This is a genomic window from Empedobacter sp. UBA5528 (genome assembly GCF_002426075.1).
GTDB classification, from domain to species: Bacteria; Bacteroidota; Bacteroidia; order Flavobacteriales; family Weeksellaceae; genus Empedobacter; species Empedobacter falsenii_B.
The window spans coordinates 61,964-79,980 of the sequence record NZ_DINY01000024.1 but is presented as its reverse complement, the minus strand read 5'-3'; the positions used below and the strand labels follow the sequence as shown (position 1 = coordinate 79,980).

The window sequence follows — 18,017 nt, the reverse complement described above, 5'->3', positions numbered from 1 at the left end:
TTGTCATAGAAATCAGAATGACGAAAATTTGTCAAGCTGAATTCATTTCAGCTTCTCATTCTGAAAAATCAAATTTCGCAAAACTCATTTCGAACTTCGAATCTCGAAAAAAAATAAATAATAAAAACAAACATACAAAAAGATGAAAAACATTACAGTTATTGGAGCTGGAACGATGGGGAATGGAATTGCTCACGTTTTCGCACAATCAGGATTTGCAGTGAATTTGGTTGACGTTTCTCAAGATAGTTTGGAGCGTGGATTGAAAACAATCGCTGGAAATTTGGAGCGTATGATCGCCAAAGAAAAAATTACGGAAGCTGACAAAACAGCAACTTTAAATAATATTACAACATTTACAGATACTGCGGAAGCGGTAAAAAATGCGGATTTAGTTGTAGAAGCTGCAACAGAAAATTTAGATTTGAAATTGAAAATCTTCAAACAAATTGATGAAGCTGCGCCAGCAAATGCAATTTTAGCGTCTAATACTTCTTCTATTTCGATTACAAAAATTGCGTCTGTTACAAGTCGTCCAAAACAAGTGATTGGAATGCATTTCATGAATCCAGTTCCGATGATGAAATTGGTTGAAATTATTCGTGGTTACGATACAACAGACGAAGTAACGAAAGCGATTATGGAAATGTCAGAAAAATTAGGAAAAGTTCCAGTTGAAGTGAATGATTATCCAGGTTTTATCGCCAATCGTATTTTAATGCCAATGATTAACGAAGCAATTTATTCTTTATATGAAGGAGTTGCGGGCGTGAAAGAAATTGACGAAGTAATGAAATTAGGTATGGCTCATCCAATGGGACCATTACAATTAGCAGATTTTATCGGTTTAGACGTTTGTTTATCAATCTTAGAAGTGTTGTACGATGGTTTCAAAAATCCTAAATATGCACCTTGTCCATTGTTAGTTAACATGGTAACTGCTGGTAAAAAAGGAGTAAAATCTGGAGAAGGATTCTATGATTATTCAGAATCTAAAAAAGCAGAAAAATTAGCTGCTCAGTTTGCGAAGTAGTTTATCTTACACAAAATAGTCAAAACAAAAAGCGTTACTTTTCGGGTAACGCTTTTTTTTATTTTGATTACTTAATTGCAGCTAAAGCATGTGTGTAATCTGGTTCTTGTCCAATTTCAGGAACTTGTTCTGCATAAGCAACTTCTCCATTTGGATTAATTACTACAACTGCGCGAGATAATAATCCATTTAATGGTCCATCAACCATTTTAACACCATAAGCATTTGCGAATTCTTCATTTTTGAAATCAGATAAAGTGACTACATTATCCAAACCTTCGGCAGCACAAAAACGAGATAAAGCGAAAGGTAAATCTTTCGAAATACATAACACAACTGTATTTGCAGCAGAAGAAACTTCTTTGTTAAAAGTTCGTACAGATTGCGCACAAACACCAGTGTCAACACTTGGAAAAATATTTAAAACAACATTTTTTCCAGCATAATCAGCCAATGTTTTGTCGCTTAAATCTCCTGCTGTTAAAGCAAAAATCGGCGCTTTTTCACCAATTATAGGTAAATCTCCGCCTGTATGAATAGGATTTCCTTTGAATGTAATTTCAGCCATAATTTTTTATTTTATTCTTAGATTTTTAATGATTAAAAGTAACAAAATTCTACGGAGAAAAAAGTATCTTCGCAATAATAAATTGTTACATTACAAATAACACACAAATATTATGCAACTTTCAAAGCGTTTACAGAATTTGAAACCATCTGCAACTATTGCAATGTCTGCGAAAGCAAGAGAATTAAAATCACAAGGAATCGATGTGATTAGTTTAAGTATTGGAGAACCAGATTTCAATACACCAGATTTTATCAAGGAGGCAGCTAAAAAAGCTATCGACGAAAATTATTCAGGATATCCTCCAATTGCAGGGTATGCAGATTTGAAGGAAACAATTTGTAAGAAGTTTAAACGTGATAACAATATTGAATATACAGCAAATCAAGTTGTTGTTTCTACTGGAGCAAAACAATCTATTTATAATGTTTTACAAGCAATTGTAGACGAAGGAACTGAAGTAATTATTCCAACACCTTATTGGGTTTCTTATTCAGATATCGTAGAATTATCAGGAGGAACGCCAGTTTTTGTGGAAGGAACTTTAGAAGCTGATTTCAAAATTACACCAGCACAGTTAGAAGCTGCAATTACAGATAAAACTCGTGCTATTATTTATTCATCTCCTTGTAATCCGTCAGGATCAGTTTACACAAGAGAAGAATTGAAAGGTTTGGCTGAGGTTTTAGCAAAATATCCAGATGTGATTATTATTTCGGACGAAATTTATGAGCACATTGTTTACGGAGAAAAAAATGTTTCGATTGCATCTTTCCCAGAAGTTTATAATCAAACAGTAACTGTAAATGGTTTAGCAAAAGCTTTCGCAATGACAGGTTGGAGAATTGGTTTCATTGGAGCGCCAGCTTGGTTAGCAAAAGCATGCGAAACGTTACAAGGACAAGTGACTTCGGGAGCAACGTCTATCGCTCAACGTGCTGCAATTACGGCTTTAGAAGCAGATCCAAGTTCTGTTCAATACATGGTTGATGCGTTTGCAGAACGTCGTGAATTGATGTTAGGTTGGGCAAGAGAAATTCCAACGTTCAAAGTAAACGAACCAAAAGGAGCTTTCTATTTATTTCCAGATGTTACGGCAACTTTCGGAAATACATACAATGGCGTTACAATTAACAATGCAGATGATTTAGCTTTATATTTATTAGAGCATGCACAAGTTGCAGTTGTTTCTGGTTCGGCTTTCGGGTCTAAAAATTGTATTCGTATCTCGTATGCGGCGTCTGTAGAAGAGTTGAAAGAAGCAATGACACGTATCAAAAATGCTTTAGCGTAAGTAGAAAAATAGATAAAATATCAAAATCCTCAAGTTTTACTTGAGGATTTTTTTGTGGATGATATTTTCTTAAAAAAAATGTGATTTTAATTTTAATGAAATTCAATTGATTAGCCTATTTAAGCGACTTTTTATTGAAAATATTTCAAAAAAGATTTGTTTTAATCGAAAATAACCTCTTATATTTGCACCACTAAAAACAAGGCGAGGTAGCTCAGATGGTTAGAGCGCAGGATTCATAACCCTGAGGTCGGCAGTTCGATTCTGCTCTTCGCTACAAATTCAAAAGACAAATTCATTATTGAATTTGTCTTTTTTATTATCAATAAATATTATTAGACTTCTGATGATAATCATCGATTAATCCTTTCAAATTCATTAAATTTGCATTCAATTTAATAACGTTCTAAATAAAATTCAAAAAAATGATTCAAACAGATATAGTTATAATCGGAGCTGGACCAACTGGTCTTTTTGCCGTTTTCGAAGCAGGTTTATTAAAAATGAGATGTCATATTATTGATGCTCTTCCTCAACCTGGAGGGCAATTGACAGAATTGTATCCAAAAAAACCAATTTTTGATATTCCTGGTTATCCTTCTGTTGGTGCAGGTGAATTGATTGACAATTTAATGGAGCAAATCAAACAATTTGAGCCAGGTTTTACATTAAACGAACAAGCTGCAACAATTGATAAGCAAGAAGACGGAACTTTTATTGTAACAACAAATAAAGGAACGCAAGTACAAGGAAAAGCGGTTGCCATTGCTGGTGGTCTTGGATCTTTTGAGCCTCGTAAGCCAATTATCGAAAACATCGAAGCGTATGAAGAAAACGGAGTGGAGTATTTTGTAAAAAATCCTGAACTGTTCCGTGATAAAAAAATCGTAATTGCTGGTGGTGGAGATTCTGCTTTGGATTGGTCGATTTTCTTGGCTGATGTGGCTGCGGAAGTTACGTTGGTACACAGAAGAAATGAGTTCCGTGGAGCGTTAGATTCTGTTGATAAAGTAATTGAATTGAAAAAAGCTGGAAAAATTAATTTGGTTACTCCAGCTGAAATTACTGGAATCAAAGGTGAAGGAAAAGTGGAAAGTTTGGTAATTGAAAAAGAAGGTGAAACTTTTGAACTTGAAACAGATTATTTTATTCCATTGTTTGGTCTTTCTCCAAAACTAGGTCCTATTGCAAATTGGGGATTGGAGATTGAGAAAAATGCAATCAAGGTAAATAATGCGTTAGATTATCAAACAAATATCGAAGGAATTTACGCGATTGGAGACGTAAATACTTATCCAGGAAAATTGAAATTGATTTTATGTGGTTTCCATGAAGCAACGTTAATGTGTCAGTCTGTTTACAATAGAATGAATCCTGGGAAAAAATTTGTCTTGAAATACACAACTGTTTCTGGTGTTGATGGTTTCGACGGGACAAGAAAAGAAGCCGAAAAAGCGGTTGTCAAAGCTATTGACTAATTTTAACAAAATAAATAGAAATATTTTTTAAATCTTTTACGTTTTGCGTAAAAGGTTTTTTTTATTCACATTCACAAGGTTCTCTACTTCGTCTTTTGGCTTCATTGTCCCAAAAAGGATAAAATTTTAATCCAAAATAAAAGTTCGCAGAAGTTAATTTTTTCTGTTTGAAAACGATTGGAATTGCATTATCACTGCCCAAAATTAGAGGGCCAATTCTTACATAACCTCCAAACGTTACATTTTCATAATCATAGATAGAAAGTGAAGGCCCAATTCCAAATCCATCTTTTTGGATAGAATAAGAAGTTTGGAGCACATTGATACGTTTCAAACTATTCTCGAAAACTGGAATTCGTTGCATCCAATTGAAATTTAAATAATGATTTTCGATAATTTTTTTACTTAGATTAAGATGCAAACTTGTTGGTAAACCGATAGAAAAATTATTTCCAGTTTTAGATTTTGTTTCATCACCATAAACTTCTTTGCTCAAAAGTCCTAAATATTGATCAACACTTTCAAATTCAACTCCATCTAATTTTGGATTATTACGAATTTGAACTCTTTGCGAGGGATTGTAGAAATGATGGTTATCGCCTCTGAATTTTACTAATCCAACATCTAATAAATTTGCCGAAAATTTGAAATCATATAATTCATCATTCGCTCTTCTGTTCACAAAAGAAATTCCTAAATCTATTCCAACTCCATTTCCTCTATTTCGTAAAACATATTTATCTCGATCAAAATCATAATTGGTAGAATATCCTGCTTTTATATCATAATTTGACGCATAAATATTTGCATCAGGATTGTCGATTGTACTTGTTATAGTTGGTTCAGCTTCTAATTTTATCGCGTTTTTACTTTTGATATACGCGCCATCTAAACCCAAAAGATATTTAATATTTGCCCCAATAATAACTTCAGAAGTATTAGTTGTATACAAATTTGTCGCAACATTTAAGCCTAATTCAGCCCAATTCATTGCATTTGTCTTTGTAGGTTCAAACTCATAATTTTTTGGTTCTATTTCATTCTGATTACTAAAACGAAAATAATTATCTAAATCTTTAATAGAACCTTGTGTACGAAGTCGGGTGAAAATTCCAAGACGATAAGTTTGATTATTAATTTTCTTTTTAAAAGAAACGGAAGGTCCCAGAAAATCATTTTCCAAATGATAAGAAATCGTATTTCTAGTTGCGAAATCTAAAATATTAGAATGCGTTTCTCCTCTTATTCCAGCTTTTATATTTGCTGATTTTGTTTCACCTTTTATTAAACCTAATACGTTTTGATCGGATACGTAAGCGTAATCATTTCTGAATAAAATATCCTCAGAAATAATATTAATATCCCATTTATTCGGGTTAAAATATGGAGTTGTCGGAGAAAAAACACTACCGTTAATCCCGCTATATTGATCATTACTAAAAGATAAAATATTTTGTCCAAAAGTAAATCCTGAACAAGAAATAACGGTTAATAGAAGTTTTTTCAAACGATGAAATTTTTATTAAAAATAAGAAAAATCAATCGAAATAAATTACGGTTTTCCGTATAAAAATAAAAGAGTTTCAATTTGAAACTCTTTTTCATAAAATTAAATTTTAATCACCATCAATTAATCTTCCTAAACCTCCTAAAATAGAACCTTCTCCTTGAGAAGAACCACCCGCAGAAGGTGCATGAGCAATAATGCGATCAGCCAATCGGCTAAAAGGTAAAGACTGAATATACACAACTCCTGGACCTCTCAAAGTCGCAAAGAAAACACCTTCTCCTCCGAAAAATGTATTTTTAATTCCGCCAATAAATTCGATGTCGTAATGAACAGATTGTTCGAAACCAACAATGCAACCTGTATCAACTTTTAAGACTTCGCCAGCTTGTAAAACTCGACGATGTAATGTTCCACCAGCATGAATAAAAGCCATTCCATCGCCTTCTAATTTTTGCATAATGAAACCTTCTCCTCCAAAAAGTCCAGTTCCTAATTTTCGATTAAATTCAATTCCAACCGAAACCCCTTTTGCAGCACAAAGAAAAGCATCTTTCTGACAAATAAATTTTCCGTTCACTTCTGGTAAATCAATCGGAACAATTTTTCCTGGATATGGCGCAGCAAAAGAAGCTTTCTTTTTTGCTTGTCCGTAATTCGTGTACGAAGTCATAAACAAACCTTCGCCCGTTAACATTCGTTTTCCAGCATTTAATAATTTTCCGAAAAGTCCACCGCTTTGTTGAGAACCATCGCCAAAAATTGTTTCCATTTTTACGCCATCATCCATCATCATAAAACTACCTGCTTCTGCTACAACAGTTTCTTGTGGATCTAACTCAATTTCGACAAATTGCATTTCTTCGCCGTAAATTTTATAATCTATTTCGTGTGCATTCATTTTTTTAATTTTCTAATTAGTAGACAAAATTCGTAATTCGTAACAGTTCTTATTTAAAATTAGTATTAAATATAATCCAATGAGGCATATTCTTTTTTTGAAAGTAAACAATCCGTATTTTTGTGTAACTTGAAAAAGTGTTATGGCAGATATTAAAATTACAATTATAGATAGAGAAGGTGTTTCGCACGAAGTTGATGCACCTACTGACATGAATATGAATATCATGGAGCTTGTGCGTGCATACGAATTAGCACCAGAAGGAACCATTGGTATTTGTGGTGGAATGGCGATGTGTGCCTCTTGTCAATGTTATGTATTGACACCAGAAATTCAATTACCAGAAATGACGCCTGATGAAGATGCAATGTTAGCAGAGGCTTTTAATGTGAAAGATAATTCTCGTTTAGGTTGTCAGTTACATCTTTCGGATGAAATGGATGGATTGGTTGTTGAATTAGCGCCAGAATATTAAAATAAACGTATTGCGGTTAGCGATTTGTGAGAATTTTCGCTTTACGCTCATCGCTTTTCGCATAACGAAAATCATATGAATCAATTAGATAAAAGACTTTTTTTGTTAGATGCGTATGCCTTAATTTTTAGAGGATATTATGCATTTATCAAAAACCCACGAATCAACTCAAAAGGATTCAATACATCGGCAATTATGGGATTTACAAATTCCTTGTTGGATGTTATTCGCCGTGAACAACCAACGCATTTAGCAGTTGTTTTTGATGTTGGTCAAGCAACAGTTCGTACGGTAGATTTTCCTGAATATAAAGCAAATCGTGATGAAACGCCAGAAGCGATTCGTCAAGGTGTTCCGTATATTCAAGATATTTTACGTGCGTTAAAAATTCCAGTGCTTTTTGCCGAAGGTTATGAAGCAGATGATGTGATTGGAACTTTGGCTCAAAAAGCTGAAAAAGCTGGTTATACAACCTATATGGTAACGCCTGATAAGGATTTTGCGCAATTGGTAACGGACAAAATAAAGATGTATCGTCCTGCTGCAAACGGAAAAGGTGTTGAGATTTGGGGAATTGAAGAAGTCAAAGAAAAATTTGAAATCGATGATCCAATTCAGGTGATAGATTATCTTGGAATGATGGGTGACGCTGTCGACAATATTCCAGGTTTACCAGGTGTTGGAGCGAAAACGGCGAGTAAATATTTAAAAGAATTTGGTTCGATGGAAGGACTTTTAGCGAATACAGATAAGCTGAAAGGTAAAGCCAAAGAAAAGATTGAAGAGAATAAAGAGCTTGGAATTCTTTCGAAAAAATTAGCCACAATTATTACAGATGCGCCAGTTGAATTTGATGAAGAAGATTTGACGGTTTGTCCACCGGATATTGAAAAAGTAACTGAACTTTTCACGGAGTTAGAGTTCCGTAGAATGTTAGAAACGGTTTACAGAATTTATGGTTTGGATGCTTCTGGAATTATCAAAGAAGCGCAAGAAGAAATTTCTGCGGCAAGTCAGATTTCTTCGAATCAAACGCAAATGGCTCAACAATCATTGTTCGATTTTACGTCTGATGAAGAAATCGTTCCACAAAATTCAGCTTTTACAGATATTTCAACAACCAATCATTTGTATCAATTGATCGATACAAAAAAAGGTCGTGAGATTTTGTTGAAAAATATTCTGAAACAAAAAGAAGTGACTTTCGATACAGAAACAACGTCTTTGGATGCGTTAGAAGCAGAATTGGTTGGAATTTCATTTTCTTGGGAAAAAGGAAAAGGTTATTATCTTCCTTTTTCAACAGATTTTGAAGAAACAAAAGCAATTATCAACGAATTTAAACCATTTTTTGAAGATGAATCAATTTCGAAAATTGGTCAAAATCTAAAATATGATATTAAAGTTTTAAACAAATATGACATTGTTGTTTTAGGTCAAAATTTTGATACGATGATTGCGCATTATTTGATTAATCCAGATATGCGTCACAATATGGAAGTGTTGTCAGAAACATATTTGAGTTATCAACCAGTTTCAATCGAAAGTTTGATTGGAAAAAAAGGAAAGAATCAAAAGAATTTCCGTGATGTTCCGTTGATGGAGCAAACCGAATATGGAGTAGAAGATTCTGATATTACAAATCAGTTGAAAAATCTTTTCGAACCAGAATTAATCAAATCAAATACACACAAATTATTCACTGATCTTGAAATGCCATTGATGCAAGTTTTGGCTGATATGGAATTGGAAGGTGTTAATTTGGATGTTCCGTTCTTGAAAGAACTTTCGGTAAAACACGAAGCGAAATTAAGAGAATTAGAAACAAAAATTCACCAAGATGCTGGAGAAGAGTTTAATCTTAATTCGCCAAAACAATTGGGAGAAATCTTGTTTGATAAGTTAAAATTAGATCCAAAAGCAAAGAAAACCAAAACTGGACAATATGCAACTGGAGAAGAGATCTTATCGAAACTGAAAGATAAACATCCAATTATTAAGGATATTTTAGAGTATCGTCAATTACAAAAATTAAAATCAACTTATATTGATGCGCTGCCAGAATTGGTGAATCCAAAAACGGGTCGTGTGCATACAACGTATGCGCAAACGGTTGCTGCAACGGGACGTTTGTCTTCTGTAAATCCGAATTTACAAAACATTCCGATTCGTTCAGAAGAAGGTCAGCAAATTCGTAAAGCCTTTGTTGCGCGAGATGAAAATCATGTGATTATTTCTGCCGATTATTCGCAAATTGAATTGCGTTTGATTGCACAAATGTCACAAGATCCTGCAATGGTAGAAGCTTTCAAACATGGAGAAGATATTCACGCTTCTACTGCCGCAAAAGTTTTCAATGTAGATTTAGATGAGGTGACGCGTGAACAACGTAGTCAAGCGAAAACGGTAAACTTCGGAATTATTTATGGTGTTTCGGCTTTTGGTTTAGCAGATCAAGCAAATATTTCTCGTAAAGAAGCCAAAGCATTGATTGATGCGTATTATGAAACTTATCCAACGTTGAAAGCGTATATCGAAAAACAAGTTGAGGTAGCTCGTGACCAAGGTTTTGTAGAAACGTTGATGGGACGTCGCCGTTATTTGAAAGATATCAATTCGAGAAATGCTGTGGTGCGTTCGCATGCTGAGCGAAATGCTGTAAATGCGCCAATACAGGGTACTGCGGCGGATATCGTGAAAATGGCAATGATTCAAATTCAGAAAGAATTGAAGAAAAATTATAAAACCAAAATGATTTTACAAGTGCATGATGAGTTAATTTTTGATGCACCCAAAGATGAGTTTGAAAAAGTTTCTGAATTAATCAAATCGACTATGGAAGCTGCAATGCAAATGGATGTTCCGTTGATTGCAGAAGTCGGAGTAGGAGCGAATTGGTTAGAAGCTCATTAGAAAAATATTATTTACAATAATTACAAAGCGTTACTTTTTAGTAGCGTTTTTTTTTGTTAAAATATCTACAAAATATTCTGATTAACAAATTCTTAACGAGATTAAAATATATCTTTAATTCATTATTGATTTTAAATTATATGAAAAAACTATTTTACTTATTTACATTGTTTACGATTTGTTTAAATGCTCAAATTATAAATCTAAAAATATTAGACCTTTCGGATAATTTACCACTTTATGATGCAGATGTATATTTCAAAAATTCGACTAAGAATTTTGTATCAGACATGAAAGGAAAAGTTGTGGTTGATTTAAACAATGTTTCGCAAACAGATGAGTTAATCGTTTCGAAAAAAGATTATCAAGATGCAATAATCAACGTATCGGAATTAAAATCTGAAATGATAATCAAACTCGAAAGAGTATCCGAAATCGAGTTAAAAGAAGCTTTTGTAACAAACTTGAAAGCCGAAGATGTTCTACAGAAAGTTTATGATAATTATGATAAAAACTTTAATATTGAACAATATTATTTCTTAGTTAATTTTCAACAAGATTTGTTATTTAATAATAATGAACGGGATTTTATTGATGCAGATTTACAGTTTAAATTTAAACGAGGAGATTTGAAAATTAAATCAAAAGGAATTGTAAACAACGAAATAAAAAGTGGACGAGAACCAAATTCAAATATTCGTTTGATTTATTATTTGGAGAGTATTTATTTGAAAGAAAAATATATTAAGCAATTTGTATACTTATTAAAGGAAAAGAAATATGAAGAATCTAATTTATCATTAACAAAATATGGAGATAGTTTTGTTTATGAAGTTACAATAAAAACAAAATCAAGAGATGTATTTCTGACAATTGATAAAGATACATTTGCTGTTGTTGAGTTTTATTGGGAAACGACTATTCCGGAAACTAAATATTCAGAAAATGAATTTTTAAGAGAAGCAAAAGTTGTTTATAAATATCGTCCTCATAACGGGAATTGGGTGTTGAAAGAAACGTCTGCAATTTGGAACACTACTTATGAAAAAGATGATGAAAAAACAGATTTAGATATGAATTTTAGTATAATCGTAAATGATTATAACACGCAATCTTTTTCAGAGTTCAACAAATCGGTGAACGAAAAGATGGATATTAGAAAAAGTTTTAAATAAAATAAAAACCCAATAAATAAAAATATAATTGTCGCAATTACCTCGTTTTTAGGAATTAATCTGTCAGCACAAACGCAAAAAGAAAGCATACGAGCAACTTACAAAGCCGAATTTATTTTTGATTATGAACAATCGAAGGATATGTTTTCAAAGAATTTGCAACCAGCTTTCAAAATGGCTATAGATAGAGGAGTTTTTGTCGATTTTATATTAGAAAGTAATAAAAATTTATCTGTTTTTCGAGCAGATACAAAAGTGAATAACGCACAACATGAAGCGGATATGGTTGTACAAGAGATTTTGAAATCGGAACAAAATCCTTTGTATAAAGATTTTTCTAAAAATGAATATTATAAACAGTTTGATATTAATGTAAAAACGTATTTGGTTAAAGAAAATATACCTAATTTTAATTGGAAATTAACGAAAGAAAAAGCTGTGATTAATGGTTATAATGTCGTAAAAGCGATTGATCAAGATCGAGATGGAAATGAATTTACGGCTTGGTATTCGCCTGAAATAAGATATAAAGATGGACCTTATTATTTTTCGAATTTACCGGGGTTGATTTTACAAGCAGAAATTATTTCGCCTTATTTTACAGTGATTTTTAAGATTAATCAACTTGAAATTTTGAAAGAAAATCTTAAAATTAATTTACCTACAAGAGGAAAAGTAATGACGTTAAGAGAAATGCAAAACGATATGAATGCATCGTAAACATCGAATGAAGGAGTTGAAAAATAGTCAAAATAAAAGCGNNCGCTTTTATTTTGACTATTTTTAAATGAATTATACCGCTGGTTTGCGAACAACTGGTAAAATTTCACCTTTTTCTAAACAATATTTTAGTACATCTTCCGAAGGAATTTGTTTGGTGTAATCTGCTTTTTCTACAATAAATCCTACATCTTCCAAACGTTTGTAATAATCTAAACCATAAACACGAACGTGATCATATTGTCCAAATTTTTCTTTACGTTCTTCTTTTGTTGTAACCGTTGGATCTTCGTACGTTACATCACGTTGATACGAAATTGGAACTTGCAGAATTCCCCAACCTCCTGGTTTCATGACACGAAATAATTCGCTCATCGCTTTGTGATCGTCAGGAATATGTTCCAAAACGTGATTACAAAAAATGATATCAAATGTATCATCACCAAAAGGTAAATCGCAGATATCTGCTTTTACATCTGCCAAAGGCGATTCTATATCACTTGTGATGTATTCTAAATTCTTCATCGCACGAAAACGCTTGATAAAAGATTGCTCTGGAGCAATGTGCAAAACTTTAGCTTTTTCAGTAAAGAAAGACGTTTCATTTTTTAGGTACAACCACATCAAGCGATGTCTTTCTAATGAAAAAGTTCCGGGTGAAAGTACATTATCACGCTGTTTTTCGTAACCATAAGGCAACAAACTATAATAACCTTGTCCATCAATTGGGTCTACGAAGCGATTTCCTTTCATAAACCAAACTAAAACAGGACGAATAATATAACTACCTTGTATTAATAAAGGACGAGGTAGAATATTCATGATTTTTTTTAAAAGCTTTTTCACAAAAGTTTTCTTAAGGTTTGAATAAAAATGGTTTTTCTTCGTCAGATACGATTCCTAAAGCATCGTAAATAAACTGATAAGTTGACAATAATTTTGGTTCGCCATCCACTACACAAACATCGTGTTCGAAGTGAGCCGAATATTTATCATCGCGCGTTGTAACCGTCCAACCATCTGGATGAAAGAAGACTTTTTCAGTTCCCATATTTACCATTGGTTCGATGGCTAACACCATTCCTTCTTCAATTTTTTTACCAGATCCACGACGTCCATAATTCGGAACTTGTGGTTCTTCGTGCATTTTACGACCTAATCCGTGTCCAACTAATTCACGAACGATTCCGTAACCTTCTTTTTCACAATATTGTTGAATTGCAAAACCAATATCACCTACGCGATTACCTTTTTTCATTTGTTCTATTCCTTTGAACATAGATTCTTTTGTAATGCGTAATAATTTTTCAGTTTCAGCATCTACTTCACCAACTGCAAATGTATAAGCGTGATCTCCGTAAAAATCATTCATATAAACACCACAATCTACCGAAACAATATCTCCTTCGTTAAGTGGTTCATCGTTTGGAATTCCATGAACAACTTGTTGATTTGGAGAAATACAAAGGTTTTTAGGGAAATCGTACATTCCTAAAAATGCAGGATATCCACCATTGTCGCGAATAAATTCGCCTCCTAATTTATCTAAATGATTGGTTGTAACACCAGGCACTACTTCTTTGGCTAACATACCCAAGGTTTTTGAAACCAATTGAGCGCTTAGGTACATTAGTTCTAATTCTTCTTTACTTTTTAAATGTATCATAATCCGAAAAATCCTCTTTTCTTTTTCTTCTCAGGAGCTTTTTGCCCGTTTGCGTGAACACTTAATTCAATCTTTTTTGTAATGATTTGATAAACGTCACTCCAACCTGGGAAACCTCCTAAATTTCTATCGTCGATAAAGATATCGGCATTTATTTTTCGACTTTGCGTATTTTTATCAAAATCCTCTCCGTCAAAACTATTGTTGATGGCATAAAACTCTATACCATTTTGTTTGCAAAACTCAACAGCTTCGTCTAAATATTTACCACTACGATAAGTCCATAAAGTAAGGCGATATCCGTCGTTTTGTAATTGTTTCAATGTTTCGAAAGCGAAGATTTTAGCTTTTCCAATTTCTGGATATTTATCATCTACCACAGTTCCATCAAAGTCAACAGCAATAATTTTATTAATCATGTTTGTAAGTATTTAAAGTTATTTAGGTTATTTTTTTTGAACAATAATGTTTCCAGTCATTTCAGTTGGAATTTCAATTCCCATCAAAGTTAAGATAGTTGGTGCAATATCTCCAAGTTTACCATGCTCAACATTCCATTCGATATTTTTCTGAGCCAAAATAAATGGAACAGGATTCGTTGTATGTTGCGTATTCGGTGATCCATCTTCGTTCATCATAAAATCTGAATTTCCGTGATCAGCCAAAATCACCACATTGTAACCATGTTCTAAAGCTGCATTTACAATTTTCTCCGCACAAGAATCTACTACTTCAGCAGCTTTTATTGCCGCAGACATAACACCTGTATGTCCAACCATATCTGTATTAGCGAAGTTAAGACAAATGAAATCCGCTGATTCTTTTTCGATTTCTGGTACAATTGCATTTGTAATATCATATGCAGCCATTTCTGGTTTCAAATCGTAAGTAGCAACATCTCTTGGCGAAGCACATAAAACACGAGATTCACCAACGAAAGGTTCTTCGCGACCACCATTGAAGAAAAATGTTACGTGTGGATATTTTTCAGTTTCAGCAATACGAATTTGCTTACGACCAGCATTAGAAATAACTTCTCCTAACGTATTTACAATATTTTTCTCATCAAAAATTACCGCAACTCCAGTATATGTAGCATCATATTCTGTAAGAGTGATATATTTTAGATTTAATTTATGCATTCCAAATTCTGGAAAATCATGTTGCGTTAAAACTTCTGTGATTTCACGTCCACGATCAGTTCTAAAATTGAAACAAATCACTACATCATCATTCTCGATTTTAGCTTTTGGTTGACCATTTCCATCCGTTACAATAATCGGTTTGATGAATTCATCTGTTACGCCTTCATTATAAGATGCACGAATTGCTTCTAATGGATTTGTTGTTGTTTTACCAACTGTATTTACCATTGCATCGAATGCTAATTTCACACGTTCCCAACGTTTATCACGATCCATTGCATAATAACGACCAGTAATCGAAGCGATTTCTCCTGTTGATTTTGTCATGTGATTCATCAATTCTGTGATAAATCCTTCGCCAGATTTTGGATCGGTGTCACGACCATCTGTGAAAGCATGTACAAAAACATTTTGTTGTAAACCTGATTGATTTGCTGCATCTAACAAACCTTTCAAATGATTGATATGTGAGTGTACACCACCATCAGAAACTAAACCAATGAAATGTACTTTTTTGTTATACTCTAAAGCATATTGAAAAGCATCTTTTAAGATAGGTTCGTTTTGTAACGTTCCGTTTTCAACCGCCATATTGATTCGAACTAAGTTTTGGAAAACTACGCGTCCAGCACCCAAATTCATATGTCCAACTTCCGAATTCCCCATTTGTCCTTCTGGTAAACCAACGGCTAAACCAAACGTATCCAACGTAGAATGTGGAAATTTCTCGAAACAGCTATCTACAAAAGGTGTATTTGCTTGCGCGATTGCAGAAACAGCAGGGTTTGGTCCAATTCCCCATCCGTCCAAAATCATTAATATTGCTTTATTGTTCATTTTTCTTGTAATAATTAAGCCCAAAGATAAGCATTCCTTGGGCTGAAAGTTTATTTTTTGTATGGTTTAATTTGCGACTTCACTGATGAATTTGATACGCATTAAACGTAATTCTTCTTCATCATAATCGTCACCAAATTCATCTAATAATGATGACATTGAGTCAGAATCTGCGTCCATCAAGAATTCATAAATTTCCTCTTGTTGATCTTCGTCCAAAACTTCGTCAATATAATAATTGATATTTAATTTTGTTCCTTGATAAACGATACTTTCCATTTCTGAAAGTAAATCGCTCATCGTCATATTTTTTGCTTCCGCAACATCTTCAAGATTTAACTTTCTGTCTGTCGATTGAATGATATAAACTTTGTGACTCGATTTGTCAGCAACTTGTTTAATCACCATATCTTCAGGTCGAATAACGTCGTTGTCTTTAACATATTGCGCAATAAAATCTACAAATTCTTTTCCGAATTTCTGAGCTTTCCCTTCTCCAACACCAAACACATTTGTTAACTCCTTAACTGTTGTTGGATATTGCATTGTCATATCATCTAAACTCGAATCTTGGAAAACTGCAAAAGGTGGAATTTGATGTTTTTTAGAGATTTTTTTACGTAAATCTTTCAATTGTTTCAATAAAACATCATCAAAAGCAATAGGTGCAGAAGATGTTTCTTCTTTTTCAAAGCTACCTTCTGATAATAATTTTTTGAAATCAATATCTTCGGCAATTTCAAAAGAAGTTGGCTTACTAATGAAATCTTTTCCAGATTTGGTAATTTTTAAAATACCATATGATTCGATTTCTTTCTCTAATAAATTACGTACAATTAATTGACGTAAAATAGATTTCCAATAATAATCTTCTTTTGCTTTTCCAATTCCGAAGAAATCTTCAGAGCTCAAATTATATGATTTTGTAATAGAAGTTTCTTTACCAACTATAACATTTACAACATCATTTAATTTTAATTTTTGATTTGTTTTCTGAACAACATCTAATGCAATTACTGCATCATCTTTTGCTTCAATCATTTTTTTAGGATTGCGCATATTGTCGTCCATATTTGCCCCTTCGCCGTTTTTGTCGTCGAATTCTTCTCCAAAATAATGTAACAAAAATTTACGACGCGACATCGAAGTTTCGGCATATGCTACAACCTCAGAAAGTAATTGCATTCCAACTTCGCGTTCTGCAACAGGTTTACTTGCTAAGAATTTTTCTAACTTTTCGATATCTTTATAATCATAGAAAGCAATACAAACACCTTCACCACCATCGCGACCTGCACGACCAGTTTCTTGGTAATAACTTTCTAACGATTTTGGCATATCGTAATGCATCACAAAACGTACATCTGGCTTGTCAATTCCCATTCCGAAAGCAATTGTAGCGACAACGACACTTGCATCTTCCATCAAAAACATATCTTGATGTTTGCTACGTGTTTTGGCGTCTAAACCTGCATGGTAAGGAATGGCATTGATTCCGTTTACTTGTAAAAGTTGCGTAATTTCTTCAACTTTTTTACGACTCAAGCAATAAATGACACCAGATTTACCATCGTTTTGTTTGATAAATTTGATGATTTGTTTGTCTTGATCAACCTTTGGGCGGATTTCGTAAAATAAATTCGTACGATTAAAAGAATCTTTAAAAACTTTAGCGCTTTGCATTCCCAAAGTTTTCTGAATATCTTCTTGTACTTTTGGTGTTGCTGTTGCAGTTAAAGCAATAATTGGCGCATCACCAATTTTGTTGATAATCGCTTTTAGATTACGATATTCTGGTCGAAAATCGTGTCCCCATTCAGAAATACAGTGCGCTTCATCAATAGCAAAAAAAGAAATTTTTACCGATTTAAAGAAATCGATGTATTCTTCTTTTGTCAAAGATTCGGGTGCAACGTACAACATTTTAGTTACTCCATCTTTAATATCTGTCATAACTGTTTTCGTTTCTGACTTGTTTAAAGATGAGTTTAATACGTGGGCAATTCCATCATTTTCAGAAATTCCACGTATAGCGTCTACTTGATTCTTCATCAGCGCGATTAAAGGGGACACAATAATCGCGACTCCATCTGACATTAATGCCGGTAATTGATAACATAAAGACTTACCTCCTCCAGTTGGCATCAAAACAAATACATCTTCTTTATTTAGTAAGCTTGTAATGATTTCGTGCTGCTGTCCTTTAAATTGGTCGAAACCAAAATATTTTTTTAGGTAAGATGTTAAGTTTTTCGAAGTGGCTTCCATCTACACAAAAGACTAAAATTAATATTATAAATTAAAT

At 33.2% G+C, this 18,017-nt stretch carries 15 protein-coding genes and 1 tRNA gene; 8 read left to right on the top strand and 8 right to left on the bottom strand.

Translation table 11 applies throughout. The features are described 5' to 3' along the window. Positions 1 to 142 precede the first annotated feature (142 nt). On the top strand, positions 143 to 1,033 hold the full coding sequence (locus B4L98_RS05045) for a 3-hydroxyacyl-CoA dehydrogenase family protein (protein WP_114997739.1): 891 nt from the start codon (positions 143 to 145) through the stop codon (positions 1,031 to 1,033). Positions 1,034 to 1,100: 67 nt separating this feature from the next. On the opposite strand, the gene tpx is transcribed toward B4L98_RS05045, so the two are convergent. Then, positions 1,101 to 1,601: a thiol peroxidase gene (gene tpx / locus B4L98_RS05040; RefSeq protein ID WP_114997736.1), complete on the bottom strand. Its 501-nt coding sequence runs from the start codon at positions 1,599 to 1,601 to the stop codon at positions 1,101 to 1,103. A gap of 112 nt (positions 1,602 to 1,713) precedes the next feature. On the opposite strand from tpx, the gene B4L98_RS05035 reads away from it, so the two are divergent. From B4L98_RS05035 to B4L98_RS05025, 3 genes are all read left to right on the top strand, one after another. Then, positions 1,714 to 2,895 (top strand): pyridoxal phosphate-dependent aminotransferase, encoded by a 1,182-nt coding sequence (locus tag B4L98_RS05035; RefSeq protein WP_219034881.1) that lies wholly within the window; start codon positions 1,714 to 1,716, stop codon positions 2,893 to 2,895. A gap of 203 nt (positions 2,896 to 3,098) precedes the next feature. Next, a tRNA-Met gene (locus B4L98_RS05030) sits at positions 3,099 to 3,172 on the top strand. Between the two features lie 148 nt (positions 3,173 to 3,320). Next, on the top strand, positions 3,321 to 4,373 hold the full coding sequence (locus tag B4L98_RS05025; protein WP_115001902.1) for an NAD(P)/FAD-dependent oxidoreductase: 1,053 nt from the start codon (positions 3,321 to 3,323) through the stop codon (positions 4,371 to 4,373). A 61-nt stretch (positions 4,374 to 4,434) separates the two neighbouring features. On the opposite strand, the gene B4L98_RS05020 is transcribed toward B4L98_RS05025, so the two are convergent. Together B4L98_RS05020 and B4L98_RS05015 are read right to left on the bottom strand one after the other, a co-directional pair. Then, positions 4,435 to 5,880, bottom strand: coding sequence for a DUF5723 family protein (locus B4L98_RS05020; RefSeq protein ID WP_291077669.1), 1,446 nt, complete (start codon positions 5,878 to 5,880; stop codon positions 4,435 to 4,437). A gap of 109 nt (positions 5,881 to 5,989) precedes the next feature. After that, positions 5,990 to 6,781 carry a TIGR00266 family protein gene (locus B4L98_RS05015; RefSeq protein ID WP_291077667.1) on the bottom strand — a complete coding sequence of 264 codons (792 nt, stop codon included), beginning with the start codon at positions 6,779 to 6,781 and terminating at the stop codon, positions 5,990 to 5,992. A 142-nt stretch (positions 6,782 to 6,923) separates the two neighbouring features. On the opposite strand from B4L98_RS05015, the gene B4L98_RS05010 reads away from it, so the two are divergent. From B4L98_RS05010 to B4L98_RS04995, 4 genes are all read left to right on the top strand, one after another. Further along, entirely contained in the window at positions 6,924 to 7,256 is a 333-nt protein-coding gene (locus B4L98_RS05010) for a 2Fe-2S iron-sulfur cluster-binding protein (protein WP_180905218.1), read from the top strand. Positions 7,257 to 7,331: 75 nt separating this feature from the next. Beyond that, the gene (gene polA / locus B4L98_RS05005) at positions 7,332 to 10,169 is read left to right on the top strand and encodes a DNA polymerase I (protein ID WP_291077665.1); all 2,838 of its coding nucleotides are present in this window, start codon (positions 7,332 to 7,334) and stop codon (positions 10,167 to 10,169) included. 140 nt (positions 10,170 to 10,309) lie between these two features. Beyond that, positions 10,310 to 11,344: a hypothetical protein gene (locus tag B4L98_RS05000; RefSeq protein ID WP_219034878.1), complete on the top strand. Its 1,035-nt coding sequence runs from the start codon at positions 10,310 to 10,312 to the stop codon at positions 11,342 to 11,344. A 12-nt stretch (positions 11,345 to 11,356) separates the two neighbouring features. Then, the gene (locus B4L98_RS04995; RefSeq protein ID WP_219034894.1) at positions 11,357 to 12,064 is read left to right on the top strand and encodes a GLPGLI family protein; all 708 of its coding nucleotides are present in this window, start codon (positions 11,357 to 11,359) and stop codon (positions 12,062 to 12,064) included. Positions 12,065 to 12,136: 72 nt separating this feature from the next. Here the strand turns inward: B4L98_RS04995 and B4L98_RS04990 are convergent, their stop codons facing one another. The 5 genes from B4L98_RS04990 to recQ form a co-directional block, all read right to left on the bottom strand. Further along, positions 12,137 to 12,886: a class I SAM-dependent methyltransferase gene (locus B4L98_RS04990; RefSeq protein WP_257468107.1), complete on the bottom strand. Its 750-nt coding sequence runs from the start codon at positions 12,884 to 12,886 to the stop codon at positions 12,137 to 12,139. A 34-nt stretch (positions 12,887 to 12,920) separates the two neighbouring features. Next, positions 12,921 to 13,730 (bottom strand): type I methionyl aminopeptidase, encoded by an 810-nt coding sequence (gene map / locus B4L98_RS04985; RefSeq protein ID WP_115001887.1) that lies wholly within the window; start codon positions 13,728 to 13,730, stop codon positions 12,921 to 12,923. Next, a complete protein-coding gene (locus B4L98_RS04980) occupies positions 13,727 to 14,149 on the bottom strand; it encodes a BT0820 family HAD-type phosphatase (RefSeq protein WP_280045217.1) in 423 nt (140 codons plus the stop codon). The genes map and B4L98_RS04980 overlap by 4 nt, the downstream gene beginning before the upstream one ends. 27 nt (positions 14,150 to 14,176) lie before the next feature. Further along, a complete protein-coding gene (gpmI, locus tag B4L98_RS04975; RefSeq protein ID WP_291047204.1) occupies positions 14,177 to 15,712 on the bottom strand; it encodes a 2,3-bisphosphoglycerate-independent phosphoglycerate mutase in 1,536 nt (511 codons plus the stop codon). A gap of 66 nt (positions 15,713 to 15,778) precedes the next feature. Next, positions 15,779 to 17,980 carry a DNA helicase RecQ gene (gene recQ, locus B4L98_RS04970; RefSeq protein ID WP_291051262.1) on the bottom strand — a complete coding sequence of 734 codons (2,202 nt, stop codon included), beginning with the start codon at positions 17,978 to 17,980 and terminating at the stop codon, positions 15,779 to 15,781. Positions 17,981 to 18,017 lie beyond the last annotated feature (37 nt).